The following is a 17,426-nucleotide window of genomic DNA, read 5'->3' as shown; positions in this document are numbered from 1 at the left end:
TTCCCATCCTGCCGTCGGAAGGCCCGTCCGCCTTCGTCAGCCCCTGGTGGTGTCTACAACGTCATGACCCGCAACAGCTAACGATGACGAGTCCGAAGTCAGTCTGCAGAACGTAGGCACACGTATTCCTATCTGCAGGGTTGATTTCTAGGAGAGCTCGACGCCCGCCTATGCTCGTTTCCGTCGCCATATGCCCGTTCTTTGCGCGCTCTTCCTCGAAGGTGACGTTCCCGGACAAGATGTTGAGCCCGTAGCCACGGCGCACGCCTGGGATGTGGTCCCGTTTGTCGTAAGCGCAGCCGAGGAAGGTATGCGTCCCCATCGGCATGTCCGCGATTTCTTTCTTCGCCGCGTCGTACCCGGCCGCGTTCATGACGTCGTCGGGTATGTCGTAGCAGGGGTCGAAGGTGACTGGTGGTCGGCCGGAGTCGTCGGTGATGCGCGGGGTTCGGGTTGTCGTGGTGGCGGTTTCGTCGCCTACAGCGGCGTCGTCCGCTGAACCCGGGCTGCACGCCGTCCCCATGACAGCCAGTGCTGCGAGCGCAACGATGCCCCACCTGCCCATGCGACCCCCCGATCGATTGTCGGGCAGACGCTAACACAACCGTCCCGGGCACTGCTCCGGAGCGCGAAATGGTCAGAGGTGCGCGTTATTGCGCGCCCTGATGACCGTTTCCCGCTCCGTTGTCGGGGTCGGTGATGGCGAGTTGGCGGGCCCAGTCGGATTCGGTGTCGAGGAAGGCTGCTCCGCCGGTGGCGAAGGCGTCGCGGAGTTGGAGGAGGGCATCGATGAACTGCTCGACGCGTTCCTTCGCCGATTCCGGAGTGCCCGCAGCCTTCCGTCGGTATCCCGCGGCGAGTTGCTGGGCCGATTCGAATTCGCCGAAACCATCGGTTCTTGTGAGGTTGTTGGCGTTCTTTCGTGCAGCTTCCATCTCGGAGATCATGACTCCGCAGATTCTGAGGATTTCCGTGAGTACTTCAGGTTCAAGCCGTGCGTAGTCGGCCAATGTTCCTCCCGTACGTTGACTACTTTGCGATGAATGGTTCGATCTCTATAACGAGTTCTTTCATGCCCAAACACCATTCACTCTGAGGCGCTGGCCCCACATGATCTGCGTTGTACAGACGGCTGAAGATAGCAATTCCGAAGTCAGTCTCTAGGGCATACGCGCATGCGTCCCGGTCGCTCGAATCGACTTCAAGGAGTGCCCGGCGTCCGTTGATCGAGGTTTCAGTCGCGATATGGCCGTTCTTCGCAAGTTCCTCATCGAAGGAAACATTTCCCGACAGAATGCTCAGGTTGAAGCCACGTCGGACTCCCGGAACGAAGTCGTCCTTACGATACGAGCATCCGAGGAACGTGTAGGTACCCATCGGATAATCCGCAAGCTCTTTCTTCGCCGCGTCGTACCCGGCTGCGTTCATGACGTCATCGGGGATGTCGTAACAGGGATCGAAAGCGACGGGCGGGCGGCCGGAGTCGTCGGTGATGCGCGGGGTTCGGGTTGTCGTGGTGGCAGTTTCGTCGCCTACAGCGACATCATCAGCTGAACCCGGACTGCACGCCGTCCCCATGACAGCCAGTGCTGCGAGCGCAACGATGCCCCACCTGCCCATGCGACCCCCCGATCGATTGTCGGGCAGACGCTAACACAACAGCCCGAGGTGGTGCTTCGGAGCGCGAAGTGGTCAGAGGTGCGCGTTATTGCGCGCCCTGATGACTATTTGGCGCTCCGTTGTCGGGGTCGGTGATGGCGAGTTGGCGGGCCCAGTCGGATTCGGTGTCGAGGAAAGCTTCCCCGCCGGTGGCGAAGGCGTCGCGGAGGTGGGTGAGGGCATCGATGAACTGCTGCATGCGTTCGCTCGCTGATTGTGGCGTTCCAGCGCCTTTGCGGCGATAGCCCGCAGCAAGTTGTTTGGCGGACTCGAAATCTCCGAATCCACGCGCGTCGTAGAGTCCGTCAGCGAGCGTCTTGGACTCTCGGAGTTCATCCAGCATCACCTCGCAGATTCGAAGTATCTCCGCGACCACACCCGGTTCGAGCCGCACGAAGGGCGACGACATCATCTCTCCTGACGATTCGACAGTTCAATCGGTGACATACGGCTCGATCGAAGACACCAACTCCTCGAAGTCGGTGCACCACTCTTCGATCGGCGGGCCCCCGGGATAATCCGGGTGGTAAAGCCTGTTCAAGATGACGACCCCGAAACTTGTTTGCAACAGGTAGCTGCATGTGAGGCTTCGATCGGGATCGACCCTCATCGCAGCAGGGCGACCGTTGATGGTCGTCGGTGTCGCTCCGGTCGGATTCTCCGCAAGCTGCTCGTCGAGAGACACGTTTCCTGACAACAAAGTGAGGTCGTAGCGAGCGAGCACCCCCGGGATCTTGACAGTGCCTTTGTATCGGCACCCCAGGTAGGTGTACGTCCCCATCGGCATGTCCGCGATTTCTTTCTTGGCCGCGTCGTACCCGGCCGCGTTCATGACGTCGTCGGTTATGTCGTAGCAGGGGTCGAAGGTGACTGGCGGGCGGCCGGAGTCGTCGGTGATGCGCGGGGTTCGGGTTGTCGTGGTGGCGGTTTCGTCGCCTACAGCGACATCATCAGCTGAACCCGGACTGCACGCCGTCCCCATGACAGCCAGTGCTGCGAGCGCAACGATGCCCCACCTGCCCATGCGACCCCCCGATCGATTGTCGGGCAGACGCTAACACAACAGCCCGAGGTGGTGCTTCGGAGCGCGAAGTGGTCAGAGGTGCGCGTTATTGCGCGCCCTGATGACTATTTGGCGCTCCGCTGTCGGGGTCGGTGGCGGCGAGTTGGCGGGCCCAGTCGGATTCGGTGTCGAGGAAGGCTGCTCCGCCGGTGGCGAAGGCGTCGCGGAGGTGGGTGAGGGCATCGATGAACTGCTGCATCCGTTCTCTGGCCGACTCCGGTGTGCCTGCGGCTTTGCGTCGATAGCCGGCAGCCAATTGCTGAGCGGAATCGAAGTCGCCGAAACCATCGACGAACAAGAGGCCTTCGGCGGAGAGTTTCGACTCGTCGAACTCGGTCAGCATTACGTTACATATGCGCACGATTTCGTCGAGGACGTCAGTTTCCAGTCTCACGAACTCGGACACGGCACCTCCGTAGTTAGAAGTCTAGGTATCGAGCAAAGGCTCGATCGAAGAAACGAGACCCTCCATGTCGAAGCACCGCTCGGTCTCTGGTACGGGGCCTGGATGGTCCTTGTTGTAGGTTCTGATAAGACTCACGATTCCGAAGTTCGCCTGTAGGACGAACGTGCACGTGCCGTCAGAATCCGGGTCCACTTCGAGTAACGCACCGCGCCCGTTGATAGTCGTTTCGGTCGCTGTGGCGCCCTTCTTCGCGAGTTCTTCGTCGAGGGTCACATTCCCGGACAGGATGCTGAGGTTGTACCCGCGCCGGACTCCCGGGACGTGGTCATCCTTTCGGTACGTACAACCGAGGAACGTGTAGGTACCCATCGGGTAGTCCGCGACTTCCTTCTTCGCCGCGTCGTACCCGGCTGCGTTCATGACGTCGTCGGGGATGTCGTAGCAGGGGTCGAAGGTGACGGGCGGACGATCGGAGTCGTCGGTGATGCGCGGGGTGCGGGTGGTCGACGTCGTCGTCTCGTCTCCTGTGGCATCGTCCGCGGCGCTCGGACTGCAGGCCGTCGCGACTGCCGCGACTGCTGCGAGCGTGACGATTCCCCACCTGCCCATGCGACCCCCGATCGATTGTCGGGCAGACGCTAACACAACCGCTCCGCTACCGCGTCAGCCCTGCTCGACCCCGCGCCAGAACTCGGGTAGTTCCGAGTTCAGTCGATCTTTTGCCTGCATGGGGAGCGAGTGCGTCGTGTCGGGAAAGATTAGAACCTCGGCATCAGCGAGTTGCCGTGCTCGATCGGCTGCTTTCTCGCTTCCGACGAGTGAATCACGCTCCGCGATAGCGACATAGGTGGGCATAACCAAAGCCGCAAGCTCGTCGTCGCTCAGGGGCGACGGGGTCGGTAGTGCGGCGGAGAAATGCTCCGAACCCTCCGAGATCATCGTCGCCATGGCGTCATCGGAGTCGTAGTCGTCGACACCCCCGACCTTCGCGAGTGCCGTGTCCCGCCAATCGGTCGGAAGGCCCGGCAGTGTCGACACCGACGCCCAGAACAACATTCGGGCAGGGGGATAGCCGAAGGTGAACACAGGCTCGAGGAGCGTCAGCGACCGGACTTTCTCGGGGAACTGCTTCGCGTAGGACGCTGCGCTCGCCCCGCCGAAGGAATGTCCGACGACATGAGCGGTCTCCACTCCGAGACCTGAGAGCGTGTCGTCGATCCACAGCGCCTGGTCGTCCGTGGAGGTCAGAGGTGCCGCCTGGACGGACAAGCCTGCGTCGCCGAGAGCATCGAACGCGAGAACGCGGTGCTCGGGGAGGAAGCCCGGAAGGTTCTCGCCCCACATCGGCACACCCGACGCGCGGCCCGGGACGAGAACGACGGGCACCGAGTCGACCGTCCGAGGCGACGTCCATTCGTAGACGCGGACCGTGCCGAACCGAGTAGGAACGTCGTGAACTGCAGAAGGTGGCGGCAGCGCAGACATCGCTCTCTCGTGGGCAGCGACGTAACCGGCCCGACCGGAATCACTGCGGAAGTGGCCGACTCCCGGCGCGCCGAAGAAGAACTGATAGGCGGCGACCAGGCCGGCGGCTGCGAGTATCGCGACCAGCGCCGTGCCGGCGCGTCGAATGAATCTGTTCGATCGAGTGCGCTGGGTCATCGGGAGCCTCTGATCGTCGACGTTGCAATATGTTCATATTGTATCTTGGGATCATGCCGAGAGTCGTCGACCATGCGCAACGCCGTAGGGAGATCGTGTACGCGCTGTGGGCGGTCATCCACGAGCGAGGAATCGACGGCGTGACCTTCCAGGCGGTGGCGGCCGCCGGGGGAGTGTCGATCGGCCGTATCCAGCACTACTTCGATTCCAAGGAACACCTCATCCGTACGGGCGCCGAATTCATGGTCGCCGAGGCCGAAAAGCGCTACGAACGAGCAGAATCCGATCCGCAGGCAGCGCTCGTCGCGCTTCTCGCTCAACCTGTACCGACGGACGAAGCCGGACGTCTCGGGGTGTCCGTCTGGTATGCCTACCTCGCCAAGTCCGCGAGCGACCCCTGGATCCGTGCGTTCCTGGAAGAGTCGACAAAAGGCACAACAGAGGAGGCCCGGCGACTCCTCGAAGAACTGGGCATGCCACCCGACAAAGCGCGAACGGAAGCCCTACGCCTCGTCGCACTCGGCAACGGCATCACACAGGCCGTCCTGGTCGGCGTCACGGAATCGCCCGACGGCATCGCTCTCATCACCGACGAGGTCGCACGCACCACCAGCTGAACTCACGTGATTGCCGCGCGGCGGAATGGGCTACCCATCCGGGTAACCACCGGAAACATCGCAGTCGGGAGGCACGTTCATGAGTGACGACAGTTTCGGCACGCGCGACACCCTGAAGGTCGACGACACCGACTATCGCATCTATCGCATCGACAAGGTCCCGGGCTCGGAGCGATTGCCCTACAGTCTCAAGGTCCTGCTGGAGAACCTGCTGCGCACCGAGGACGGGCGATTGGTCACCCGGGAGCAGATCGAGGCCGTCGCGGGTTGGGATCCGAAGTCGACGCACAACCCGGAGATCCAGTTCTCCCCGGCACGCGTTCTCATGCAGGACTTCACCGGCGTGCCGTGCGTCGTGGACCTCGTCGCCATGCGCGACGCCATGACCCAGCAGGGTGGCGACCCGAAGCGCATCAACCCGCTGATCCCCACCGAACTGGTCATCGACCATTCGGTGATCGCCGATGTCTTCGGCACCGAGGACGCCTTCCGGGTCAACACCGATCTCGAGTTCCAGCGCAATCGTGAACGCTACGAGCTGCTGCGCTGGGCGCAGGGTGCCTTCGACGATTTCAAGGTGGTTCCGCCCGGCACCGGCATCTGCCATCAGGTGAACCTCGAGTACCTGGCCCGCGTCGTCTTCACGCGGGAGGACGGGGACGGCGGGCTCGTCGCCTATCCCGATTCGCTCGTCGGCACCGACTCGCACACCCCCATGGTCAACGGCCTCGGCGTGGTCGGCTGGGGTGTCGGTGGTATCGAAGCCGAAGCGGCGATGCTGGGCCAGCCCGCGTCGATGTTGATCCCGCAGGTCGTCGGCTTCAAGCTCACCGGCGAGCTGACGGAAGGCACGACGGCGACCGACCTCGTGCTCACCGTCGCCGAGATGCTCCGCAAGACAGGCGTGGTCGGCAAGTTCGTCGAGTTCTTCGGTCCCGGCGTGGCCAACGTGCCGCTCGCCAACCGCGCGACCATCGGCAACATGAGCCCCGAGTACGGCTCGACGATCTCGATCTTCCCGATCGACGACGTCACCCTCGACTACCTGCGCCTCACCGGCCGCGACGACCGGCAGATCCGCCTCGTCGAGGCGTATGTGAAGGAACAGGGTCTGTGGCACGACCCGGATCGCGAGCCCGAGTACAGCGAGGTCGTCGAACTCGATCTGGCGAAGGTCCGCCCGTCCGTCGCCGGCCCGAAGCGACCGCAGGACCGCATTCCGGTCGCGCTCACGCCCAAGGCCGTGACCTCGCTGCTCAACGGTGAGGAGGTGCCCGACGTCGTCTCCCGCGTCCAGGATTCGGGTGTCGACGAGGGCGTGCTCGAATCGTTCCCTGCCAGCGACCCGGTGTCGGTGCGCAGCGAGGACTCCCGCGACGAGCCGCGCGAGCCCGTACCCGACGATGCCGATACCTCGGCGCCGCCGTCGAAGAAGGTCCCGGTGCGGATCGGCGACGGCGACGAGTTCGAACTCGACAACGGCCACGTGGTGATCGCGGCGATCACGTCGTGCACGAACACGTCGAACCCGTCGGTGATGATCGGCGCGGCGCTGCTCGCCAAGAAGGCCGTCGAGAAGGGGCTGCGGAGCAAGCCGTGGGTGAAGACCACGCTGGCTCCGGGGTCGCGGATCGTCACCGACTACTACGAACGTTCGGGTCTGACACCGTATCTCGACAAGCTGGGGTTCAATCTCGTCGGCTACGGCTGCACGACCTGCATCGGCAATTCCGGCCCGCTTCCCGACGAGATCGCCGCCGCGATCGACGAGCACGACGTCAACGTCTCGGCCGTGTTGTCGGGCAACCGCAACTTCGAGGGACGCATCCATCCGCAGACGAAGATGAATTTCCTCGCGTCGCCGCCGCTGGTGATCGCGTATGCGCTGGCCGGCTCGATGCTCGTCGACCTCTTCAAGGACCCGCTCGGCACCGACACCGAGGGCAACGAGGTCTACCTGCGCGACATCTGGCCCACCACGCAGGAGATCCAGGAGGTCATCGACGACGCGGTGCGCGCGGAGATGTTCGAGACCGGCTACCAGGACGTCTACACCGGTGACGAGACGTGGCGGAATCTCGACGTGCCCGGCAGTGAGGTGTTCGAGTGGAAGGACGAGTCGACGTACGTGCGGCGACCTCCGTATTTCGAGGGCATGTCGTCGGAGCCCGACCCGCTGCGCGACATCGAGGGCGCGCGGGTGCTCGCGCTGCTCGGCGATTCGGTGACCACCGACCACATCTCGCCGGCCGGGTCGATCCGACGGGACAGCCCCGCCGGTCGCTACCTGCAGGAGCACGGCGTCGACCAGGCCGACTTCAACTCCTACGGTTCGCGACGGGGCAACCACGAGGTGATGATCCGCGGCACCTTCGCCAACATCCGGCTGCGCAACCAGCTCGTGCCGGACGTCGAGGGAGGCGTCACCCGGTATCTGCCGACCGGCGAGCAGATGAGCATCTACGACGCCGCGCAGAAGTACGCGGAGGACGGCACACCGCTGGTCGTGCTCGCGGGCGCGGAGTACGGGTCGGGTTCGTCGCGTGACTGGGCGGCGAAGGGCACGCTGCTGCTGGGTGTGCGCGCGGTGATCGCGCAATCGTACGAGCGCATCCACCGCTCCAATCTCATCGGCATGGGCGTGCTGCCGCTGCAGTTCCCGGAGGGCGAGTCGGCGCAGAGCCTCGGCCTGACGGGGGAGGAGGAGTTCACCATCACCGGTCTGGAGGGCGGCAACGGGATTCCCGAGACCGTGCACGTGAAGGCGGGGGATACGGAGTTCGACGCGACGGTGCGCATCGACACCCCCGCCGAGGCCGAGTACTTCCGGCACGGCGGAATCCTGAAGTACGTGCTGCGCCAGCTCGCGCAGTGACAACAGAAGCGGGGGCTCGTGGCTACTGGGCCGCGAGCCCCCTTTCCGCTGCGGCGGTGCGTACGGCGTCGATGACCAGCCGCAGCGGGGGCCGTTCCGCAGCGATCCCGCGATGGGCGATGGAGATCGTGCGAATGAGCGGTTCGGTCAACGCCACCACCTCGACTCCGGGTGGGCTCAACGTCAATCCGAGATCGGAGACGAGGGTGACGCCCAGCCCCGCGGCGACCATCGACAACGCTGTCGCCTGCTCGCCGACTTCGTGGTTGATCCTGGGCTCGAACCCCGCACGCTGACACGCGAGGCTCACCGCGCGACCGAAATGAGAGTGGGGCCCAGCGAGAACCCAGGGATGCTCGGCGAGGTCGGCGAGTGCGATGGTGCCTGCCGGCACCGTTCCGGGTGGCACCGCGGCGTGCAGTCGCTCGACCGCGATCACCACCCTCGTCAGCTCCGGATCCCACAGCATCGGGTAGCCGGAGTATTCGATGACGAAGGAGAAGTCGAGGGAACCGTCGCGGACGGCGTCGGCGGTCTCTTCGGGCGTGAGCTCTCGCGTCCGGACCTCGATGCCGGGGTGTTCGGCGGCCAGCAGCGCCAGTGCAGTGGGTATCAGCGTGGACGCGACGGACGCCCACACGCCGGCTGTGAGGCGCGCGGTGACACCGTCGCGGGTCTGTTCGAGTGCGGTCGTCGCGCGCTCCACCGACTGCAGGATCTCTTCGGCATGCTCGGCGAGCAGCACGCCCGCCTCCGTCAACTGGACCCGACGCCCCCGGCGTTCGAAAAGCCTTGCGCCGACATCCCGTTCGAGTTGGGTGAGCTGTTGCGAGACCGCCGAGGTGGTGTAGTGCAGGGCGAGCGCGGCGGCCGTCACGGTGCCACGGCGATGCAGTTCTCGAAGCATCCGTAACCGGCGCAGCGACAGCTCCATGTCGTCAGCGTAGGTAACGCGCACAGGCTCGCAACCGCTGCGACATCGCGCTGTGTAGAAATCGTGAACTCTCACCTTCGAGTTTCGTAACTGGACGCTCCGCGCTACCCCCGGGCACGCTGGCGTCACCGGCCGAATCGCCGTAGCGACGACTCTGACGAACGGGGGACCGCACATGACCACGATGGCAGCACGCGTCGACGCGGTGGACACCCGCCAGGACGAACCTTTCATGCGCCTGATCTGGACGGACCCGGTGACGGGTGCGCACGGCTATCTCGTCGTCCACACCCTGGTGGGTGATATGGCGACCGGCGGCACACGCATGCGGGCCGCGTGCACGATGTCGGAGGTCGAGGATCTGGCGCGAGGAATGGCGGCCAAGACCGCGGTGTTCGACCTGCCGGTGGGCGGCGCGAAGGGCGGGATCGACTTCGACCCGAAGGATCCCCGTGCCGTCGGCGTGCTGCAGCGGTTCTGCCAGGCGATGCGTCCGTGGCTGAACGCGCATTGGGTCACGGCCGAGGACCTGGGTGTTCCCCAGCATCTTCTCGACGAGGTCTTCGAGCGGCTTGGCCTGCACCAGTCGTTCCATGCCGCGATCTGCCGCGCGGCGGATCCGGCGATCACCCTGGACCGGGTGCGGATGTCCCTGAACGCGCCGGTCGACGGCGGTTTCCTGCTGGGCGACGTGATCGGTGGTTACGGCGTCGCGCAGGCCTGCATCGCCACCGCGAACGCATACCGCTGGGCACCGGTCGAGACCACCGTCGCGATCCAGGGAATCGGCACGATGGGTGGCGGCGCCGCCTGGTATCTGCACGAAGCGGGCATGCGCGTGACCGCCGTCGCCGATGCCGCAGGAACACTGTATTGCGTTGACGGACTAGACATCCCGGCACTGCTCGACCTCCGCGACGAGTACGGGGAGATCGACCGCTCCCGCGTCCCGTCGGACGTCGAGCAACTGCCCCGCGACGCGGTGATCGGCATTCCCGCCGACATCTTCGTCCCCGCCGCCATCTCTTACGCCATCACGGCGGAGAACGTCGGCCGGGTCGCCGGGCGGGTCGTCATCGAGGCCGCGAACTCCGCGACGACGCCCGACGCCGAAGCCGTGCTCGCCGGCCGCGGCATCCCGGTGATCCCGGACTTCGTGGCCAACGCCGGTGCGGTCGCGTGGGCGTGGTGGGTGTTGCTCGGGTGGGTGGGAACCGACCCGGAGGAGTCGCTCCGGCGCCTGCGTACCGAGATGCCGACCAAGATCACGCTGCTGGTCGAACGCTGGGCGCTGGATCGGGTGCCGCCGCGGCAGACGGCACGCCAACTCGGCGCGACCAACCACGCGCCGACGGCCTCGCGCACCATCACCATCCCCTGACCCTTCCAGCTCATCCTGTTACCGCAGGTCAGAGCCTCGACGACGAGGATCGACGGAAACGACGGCCGGCGTCGTCCGGGTCCGGAAACGCGCATGTCGATCAAGACTTCTAAGGTGGACATACCCGTCCCCGTGGACGGGCGGAAGGACGTCCGCAAGGGTGAGTGGAGAGCGCGTGGAGTCAGGCGAGAGCGAACCCCAGCTGAGGGATCGCGTGCAACGTCTGCTCGCCTTCCTTGCCGAGCTCGTCAAGGCCCGCAGCGCGCCCGTCCGCGTCGTCGACAAACACCGCGCCGTGATGTCCCTCGAGGAGGGAAACATCAGAGCCGGGCTGCGGCCCCATGCCGCATCGGGCGACATCATCCTGCGTGCGCGTCGCGCTCGGCTCGAAGAACCGCCGAGTCCGCCCGCCGAACTCGCGAAATACGTGCACGGAGACATCGCGGAGTCCGCCGTCGAGCCCGAACTCGACCCGCAGGCCATCGGTATCGACGGTCTCGACGCCTGGCTGGCGGACTGGCGGTCGTGGGCGATCGTCGACCGCGAGCGGCAGGCCGCCTCGCATCTGTACAGCTTCCTGCAGCGAGCCATGCTCGATCTCGAGGACCAGCCCGAATCGCTGGAGCTCGTCGTCGCGTCCGGGTTGCTGCACCTCTCCGAGGGTATTGCGGGCGCGCGGGTCCACACGCACCTGATCACGCAGACCGCGCTCATCGAGCGACAGGGCGACTCCGGCGACCTGGTGGTCCGGCTGAGTCCCAACGCCGGGCCGTCGCTGGAAGACGTCCAGCTCCTCACCGGACTGGAGGTCTTCGACCCGACGAGCGTCCGCGAATTGCACGATTCCCTCGTCACCCAGGTCGCCTCGCCTCTCGACCCCGCGGCCCGCGCGTTCCTGAAGAGCTGGACCGAGCGGGCGCTCACCGTGCCGGTCGACGTCGTCGAGCGGCCGGGCGAAGCATCGTCGTCCGATGCCTTCGTGACACCGTCGCCCGTACTCGTGCTGCGCAAGCGTGGCGCCCACGCGCTCATCGAGTACTACAGCCGCATGACCGAGGCGGCCGCCGACGAGTCGAACCCGGTACCGCTCGGGCTGGCGCAGCTCGTCGAAGCGATCGAACCGGACGACCGGGTCGCCTGGCTCGACCGCATCGGCACGCCGTCCACCGAGTTCACCGGGGAGCAGCTGATGCCGCTGCCCGCCAACGAGGAGCAGCGCGACATCATCGACCGGCTCGCCGGTGACAGCGGTGTCGTGGTCGAGGGACCACCGGGCACGGGCAAGACCCACACCATCGCCAACATCGTCGCGGCGCTGCTCGCACGGGGCCAGCGCGTGCTGGTCACCAGTGAGAAGGCGCAAGCCCTGCGTGTACTCCGCGAGAAGCTCCCGTCCGAACTGCAGGAACTGTGCGTGGCCGTCACCGACCCGGTGCACGGCGGCACGGTGGAGCTCACCCGTAGCGTCAGCGAAATCGCCATCCGCAAGGCGCAATTCAACGTGCGGCGCGCGCAGGAGCGCATCGACGAACTCACCACGCAGCGCAACGACGCACTGGAGCGTCGCGCGACGCTGATGGAACAGATCCGGCAGGCGCGCGCGGAGGAAACCGAGGTCCACGCCGACGTCGCCGCCGGTTACGAGGGGACGGCCGCGTCGATCGTCCGGCGGGTCCGCGCGCACGAAGCCAAGTACGCGTGGTTGCCGGCGCCTCTGCTCACCGACACCCCACCGCTGACCGTCGACGAGCTGGTCACGCTCCACTCGTTGCATCAACGGTCGAGCGTCGAGCGCGCGCGCCGTCGCCAGCAGCGCTTCCCCGAACTGTCCCTGCCCACCCAGAGGGAACTGCAGTACGCGTGCGCCGCCGTCTCCCAGGCATCGAGCGGCACCACCAACGGTGAGACGCAGGGCCTGCTGCGGGTTCTCGAGAGTGCGTCGCTCGAAGCACTCGGCCGCATCCGCGACCTGTGCGAGCAGCTGCAGGGTGCCCTCGAGGACGCGGACCGGCTCGACGCGCGGATCCAGCGCGTCGCCGACGACGTCCTGTCGGGCCGGGCCCAGCATCTGTGGGGGAAGACCGCCGAACTCGCTGAGCTCGTGCAGGCCGCGCAGGAGGCCGACCGGATCATCGGTGCCGGCTCGGTGGAGACCGCCGTGACGGGACGGCAGGCCTTCGAGGCGTACGACGCGCTCGCGCGCAAGCTGGAGGCGGGCGACACCTGGCGCAGCGGTTTCACCCGCTTCCGGCGCAGCGACGAGCAATCCGCCGTCGAGGCACTCGGTGAACTCGCGACCGTCGACGGCGTCGCGGCCACCACCGCCCAGACCGCGCGCATCGTCGCCGAGCACCTTCGTGCGCTCGAAGCGATCCGGGTCGCGCGCGTCGTGCTCCGCGATCTCGGCATCGATATCGAGCTCGACGAGTCGCGCAGTCGTGCGGTCGGCACCCTCGTATTCCTCGACCGGGACCGCGCCATCGTCGACAATCTGGTGGCACGTGTGCACGACGTCGAATCGGCACTGCGCGAGGTCCATCCGGGTGCGCCGCGGATCACGAGCATCGAGCAGGCGCGCTCCACTGCGGAGTCGGCACGGACCATCGCCGCAGCGGGCACCGCGGAAGCGAGCAAGAACTGGCTCGAATCCATCGGTATGTACGTGCGGAGCCAGATCTCCGGGGGAGCGTCGCCCGAAGGACGCGCGCTGGCACGGGCCTTCCACGACGCCGACTTCGACGCCATCAATGCGGCCTTGGATGCGTGGGACCGGGCGGCGGGGGAGCAACGCGAGGAGCTGGAACTCGTCTCCCTCCATGCGCGCCTGACCACCGCTGCACCCGCGCTCGCGCAGGCCCTCGCCGAGAATCCGTTGAGCCTGGCGTGGCCGGTTCGCCTCGCAGACGTCGAGGAGGCGTGGGCGTGGCGACGCGCAGACGAATGGGTGCGGCGCTTCCAGGAGCGAAACGACGACGGGCAGTTCGAACGCGAACTCGATGCCGTCGAGAAGGACCTCGCGCGTCTCACGACCGAGCTCGTCGAGGAGAAGGCGTGGAGCGCGTGTCTCGACCGCACCACCGCCGAGCAGGTGCAGGCGCTCCATTCGTACCGCGATCACGTCGCGAGTATCGGTAAGGGAACCGGGCGCTACGCGGAACGTTATCGAGCGGCCGCGCGTGAGGCCATGCAGGTCGCACAGGGTGCGGTGCCGGCCTGGGTGATGCCGCTGCAACAGGTGCTGGCTTCGATTCCGCCCGAACAGAATTCGTTCGACGTCGTGATCGTCGACGAAGCGAGCCAGACCGACATCAGCAGCCTGTTCCTGTTGTGGTTGGCGCCGCGCGTGATCATCGTCGGCGACGACAAGCAGTGTGCACCGAGTGCGGTGTCGCTGGGTGCGCTCGACGGGGTGTTCAGCCGCCTCGACTCGTATCTGCCCGACATCCCGAACTACCTGCGCGACAGCTTCACTCCGCGGTCCAGCCTGTTCTCGTTGCTGCGGTCGAGGTTCGGCAGCATCGTCCGGTTGCGCGAGCACTTCCGGTCGATGCCGGAGATCATCGCGTGGTCCAGCGATCAGTTCTACGCCGACGACCCGTTGGTTCCCATGCGGCAGTACGGCTCCGATCGTCTGCAGCCGTTGCGCACCACGCTTGTCGAGGACGCGGCCGTCACCGGCCAGAACTCGACGCTGACGAACTACGCCGAGGCACATGCCCTGGTCGACACGCTCGTGAAGTGCGTCGAGGATCCCGCCTACGACGGCAAGACCTTCGGTGTGGTGGTGCTGCAGGGGCAGCTGCAGGTCGACATCATCCAGAACGAGCTGCTGGACCGGCTCACCCCGGAGCAGTGGGAGGAACGCAGGCTTCGGGTCGGCACGCCCCCGGACTTCCAGGGCGACGAACGGAACGTGGTGTTCCTGTCGATGGTCGTGGCGCCCGAACAGAACATCGCGGCGTTGACGCGGACCGAATACCAACGGCGGTTCAACGTGGCGGCCTCGCGTGCCCAGGACCAGCTGTGGCTGTTCCACTCGAGGACGATCGACACGCTGCGCCGCACCGACCTGCGGTACTCGCTGCTCACCCACATGCGGACTACGTCCCCGCGCCCGGCCGAGCCGATGCCCGCCGGCGTGACGCGCGACGAGCGGCACGAGGCGTTCGACAGCCTCTTCCAGCAGGACGTCTTCCTGGACATCGCTACTCGCGGCTATCACGTGAACCCGCGGGTCGAGGTGAACGGACACTTCATCGATCTCGTCGTGACCGGGGCGGCAGGCAAGCTGGCCGTCGCCTGCGACGACGAGCAGTGGCACACCAGCCCCGACCGGCAGAACGCCGATCTGGAGCGGGAGCGTGAACTGCACCGCAGTGGCTGGAAGTTCTGGCGCGTCCGGGAATCGGAGTACTACCTCGATCCGGTCGCAGCCCTGTCGGGATTGTGGGAGGAACTGGAACGTCGCGGAATTACGCCCGGTTGCGTGGATGCTGCTGCGCCCGAACTGTCCCGGCCGTCGATCGAGTTCCGGACCGATCGGCAATCGCACGAGTTCGTCGAATCTGTCGGTCGGACGGATGCAACGGTCGTCGACGAGATCCCCAATCTGGGTACGCGAATGAATGCGGGGACGGACGAGTACTGAGACGAATCGGTCGCATCGTCTCTCGACCGGGAACGGTGCAGGCGTCTATTCACGCTCTTTTTCGGCGAAACTGACAGACCGTGAGTGAGCGTGCCGTGTTCGTCTACTCGTCCGAGGCGTTCAACTGCTCGACAGCATCGGCGATCCGTCGGGTATCGGCGAACGTCCACCCCTCGGGTGACGTGACTGCGGCCCAACCATAGGGGATGAGGTCCTCGTAATTGTGCCCATGGCCGACGGGCGGCGACGTACCGACCATGATGTCGGCCGCAACCTGAGCGAAGGTGACGATCGGATACCACCGCATCGACGGTGAGCGATCCGCGCCCGGAGGTTCGGCGAGCCAGTCGGGTCGCTCGAACAGCAGTCCCGGTCCCCACCACACCACTGGATCGGACGCGTGCTGCAGGTACAGGACCCGAGGTTCGTCCCACGGTCCCTGCTGGTCCTCGAGCGTCTGCAGGTCGGAGGCGAACCGCACCGCGACGCCGTCCTCGTAGACGGGCAGGACCTCGGGACTGCCGGGATCCCGATGGTCGACGATGCTGCGCCACAGTTGGTTCGAGTTCGGCGGTCCGACGAAAAGCGCACCGTCGATCTTGCTGCGCATGTCGGAGAGGTCGTCGAAGGCTGCCTCGGCCGACTGCGAGCCGAGGCTCTCGCCGTAGATCACGAGCTTCGGGCGCTGGTCCTCCGGCAGTTGCGACCAGCGTTCGTGAACCCCGTTGATCAGTGCGTTGCCGGCGGCCTTGGCAGCGGAGCCGTCGACGAGGAAGGAGATCCAGCTCGGCAGGAACGAGTACTGGATCGCTGCGATTGCCGAGTTGCCGTTGTAGATCATCTCGATCGAGTCGGCGGCGAACGGGTTCACCCAGCCGGTGCCGGTGGTGCCGGCGACCACGAGGATTTCGCGTTCCCACGCCTTCGTGCGGTCGAGTTCGTCGAGGATCAGCTGCACCTGCTCGTCGGTGGTGCCGCCGGCCTCGAGCCCTGCGTATACCCGTATGGGTTCGAGTGCGGGTGCGCCGTTCAGTTCGGTCAGCTCTTCGGCGTCCATCCCACCGGCGACGAACGTGCGTCCCTGACGACCGAGGCTCTCCCACGACGACGGCGACGCCGGGCTGCCGGACCGCTCGGGAATCTGTGGCTGTTCCACGCCTGGGTCGGTGCTGTTGTTGTCGTCGGCGAAGACGACACGTGCCGCCGCAGAACTGCTCGCGAGCAAAACCTGGTCGACGAACACGACTACCGCGAGCACGAGGATCACCGGTGCGAGGATGCCTGCCGCGGCGACCGGAACACGAAGGCGGGTCGCGAGGAACTCCGCGAAGCGTCGTCCGACCCACCGCAAGCCCCGTGCGATGTAGAGGAGCACGGCAAAGATTGCGACGCTCACCAGACCGGTCCGCAGATACGCGAAGCCCGTCGTGGTCTCGATGCCCATGAGCGCGCGGACCTCGTTCTGCCATTCCGCCGCGGCGAGCAGACTTCCCGCAAGTGTTCCCACCGCGACGAGAGCGACCAGCACCTCGGCGATGAGCCGAGCAGTGTGGCCTCGCCGCCACGTGAGTCGCGGAGCGATCCATCGCCGCGCGGGAAAGGCGATGAGCACACCGATGCCGTAGCCGACGATGCTCGTCACACCACTGATCAGACCCTGGAAATACCACTCGCGGGGGATGAGTGAGGGGCTCAGGCTCCACGCGAAGAAGAACAGGGCGAGGACGAGACCGACGAAGTCGAGGCCGAAGACGGAGAGGTGGCGTCGGTTCTTCTTGCTCGACTCACCCGCTTCGAGAGGCGTGGGAGAAATGGTCACGATGCGACGTTAACCGCTACGGATTCCGGAACCACAAACCGGATGCGCGTCGTGCCATCGAGGAACGGCTGTCCATATACAGCGGTGTCCAGTGCGATGTTGAAAATGCAAGGTGCCCGTGCCCCGGACAAGACCGCCAGTACTTGGACGCCAGTCAAGTTGCATCAGTTTCCAGATGAGTACTTGCGTGGCCGTATAGGGCTCGGAGCGGCGGGGGCTTAGGTGGCGGTATATGGGAGTAGTAGCAAATCAGCCACAGTCAGTTCGGGGTGCGGTTCCCTGTCGTGGAGTGTTCCCGCTAAAGTGGCCACTGAAATTAAGCAGCGAGTTCGTATATGTCTCTGAATCCTAGTTCAAACTCG

General features: G+C 65.6%; 14 protein-coding genes. 4 read left to right on the top strand and 10 right to left on the bottom strand.

What is annotated here, in order from left to right; translation table 11 throughout:
- Window positions 1-61: 61 nt before the first annotated feature.
- The 8 genes from PV766_RS23635 to PV766_RS23600 all read right to left on the bottom strand — a co-directional run bounded on the left by PV766_RS23635 (window position 62) and on the right by PV766_RS23600 (window position 4,790).
- Window positions 62-565, bottom strand: a complete 504-nt coding sequence (locus tag PV766_RS23635; protein WP_421098076.1) for a DUF3558 domain-containing protein — start codon at window positions 563-565, stop codon at window positions 62-64.
- Window positions 566-650: 85 nt separating this feature from the next.
- Entirely contained in the window at window positions 651-947 is a 297-nt protein-coding gene (locus tag PV766_RS23630) for a hypothetical protein (RefSeq protein ID WP_421098075.1), read from the bottom strand.
- A gap of 82 nt (window positions 948-1,029) precedes the next feature.
- Window positions 1,030-1,620: a DUF3558 domain-containing protein gene (locus PV766_RS23625; RefSeq protein WP_421098074.1), complete on the bottom strand. Its 591-nt coding sequence runs from the start codon at window positions 1,618-1,620 to the stop codon at window positions 1,030-1,032.
- Between the two features lie 85 nt (window positions 1,621-1,705).
- A complete protein-coding gene (locus PV766_RS23620; protein ID WP_421098073.1) occupies window positions 1,706-2,071 on the bottom strand; it encodes a hypothetical protein in 366 nt (121 codons plus the stop codon).
- A 21-nt stretch (window positions 2,072-2,092) separates the two neighbouring features.
- Entirely contained in the window at window positions 2,093-2,683 is a 591-nt protein-coding gene (locus PV766_RS23615) for a DUF3558 domain-containing protein (protein WP_421098072.1), read from the bottom strand.
- A gap of 85 nt (window positions 2,684-2,768) precedes the next feature.
- A complete protein-coding gene (locus tag PV766_RS23610) occupies window positions 2,769-3,128 on the bottom strand; it encodes a hypothetical protein (RefSeq protein WP_421098071.1) in 360 nt (119 codons plus the stop codon).
- A 21-nt stretch (window positions 3,129-3,149) separates the two neighbouring features.
- Entirely contained in the window at window positions 3,150-3,737 is a 588-nt protein-coding gene (locus tag PV766_RS23605; RefSeq protein ID WP_421098070.1) for a DUF3558 domain-containing protein, read from the bottom strand.
- A gap of 54 nt (window positions 3,738-3,791) precedes the next feature.
- Complete coding sequence (locus PV766_RS23600; protein ID WP_421098069.1) at window positions 3,792-4,790, bottom strand: alpha/beta fold hydrolase; 999 nt, start codon at window positions 4,788-4,790, stop codon at window positions 3,792-3,794.
- Between the two features lie 53 nt (window positions 4,791-4,843).
- Between PV766_RS23600 and PV766_RS23595 the strand changes: the two genes are divergently transcribed.
- A complete protein-coding gene (locus PV766_RS23595) occupies window positions 4,844-5,407 on the top strand; it encodes a TetR/AcrR family transcriptional regulator (protein ID WP_254584033.1) in 564 nt (187 codons plus the stop codon).
- A gap of 79 nt (window positions 5,408-5,486) precedes the next feature.
- Window positions 5,487-8,282, top strand: a complete 2,796-nt coding sequence (locus tag PV766_RS23590; protein ID WP_421098068.1) for an aconitate hydratase — start codon at window positions 5,487-5,489, stop codon at window positions 8,280-8,282.
- Between the two features lie 22 nt (window positions 8,283-8,304).
- On the opposite strand, the gene PV766_RS23585 is transcribed toward PV766_RS23590, so the two are convergent.
- Window positions 8,305-9,216: a LysR substrate-binding domain-containing protein gene (locus tag PV766_RS23585; protein WP_421098067.1), complete on the bottom strand. Its 912-nt coding sequence runs from the start codon at window positions 9,214-9,216 to the stop codon at window positions 8,305-8,307.
- Window positions 9,217-9,391: 175 nt separating this feature from the next.
- Here PV766_RS23585 and PV766_RS23580 point away from each other — a divergent pair, with 175 nt between their 5' ends.
- Complete coding sequence (locus PV766_RS23580; RefSeq protein ID WP_421098066.1) at window positions 9,392-10,597, top strand: Glu/Leu/Phe/Val dehydrogenase dimerization domain-containing protein; 1,206 nt, start codon at window positions 9,392-9,394, stop codon at window positions 10,595-10,597.
- Window positions 10,598-10,811: 214 nt separating this feature from the next.
- Window positions 10,812-15,245 (top strand): AAA domain-containing protein, encoded by a 4,434-nt coding sequence (locus PV766_RS23575; protein ID WP_421098077.1) that lies wholly within the window; start codon window positions 10,812-10,814, stop codon window positions 15,243-15,245.
- 103 nt (window positions 15,246-15,348) lie between these two features.
- On the opposite strand, the gene PV766_RS23570 is transcribed toward PV766_RS23575, so the two are convergent.
- Window positions 15,349-17,064, bottom strand: coding sequence for an alpha/beta hydrolase (locus PV766_RS23570; protein ID WP_421098065.1), 1,716 nt, complete (start codon window positions 17,062-17,064; stop codon window positions 15,349-15,351).
- Between the last annotated feature and the right edge of the window lie 362 nt (window positions 17,065-17,426).

The sequence above is a fragment of the Rhodococcus sp. As11 genome (assembly GCF_048957735.1).
GTDB classification, from domain to species: domain Bacteria; phylum Actinomycetota; class Actinomycetes; order Mycobacteriales; family Mycobacteriaceae; genus Rhodococcus; species Rhodococcus gordoniae.
Note: the sequence above shows the minus strand (reverse complement) of the source record. Positions and strands in the feature narration are given on the sequence as shown.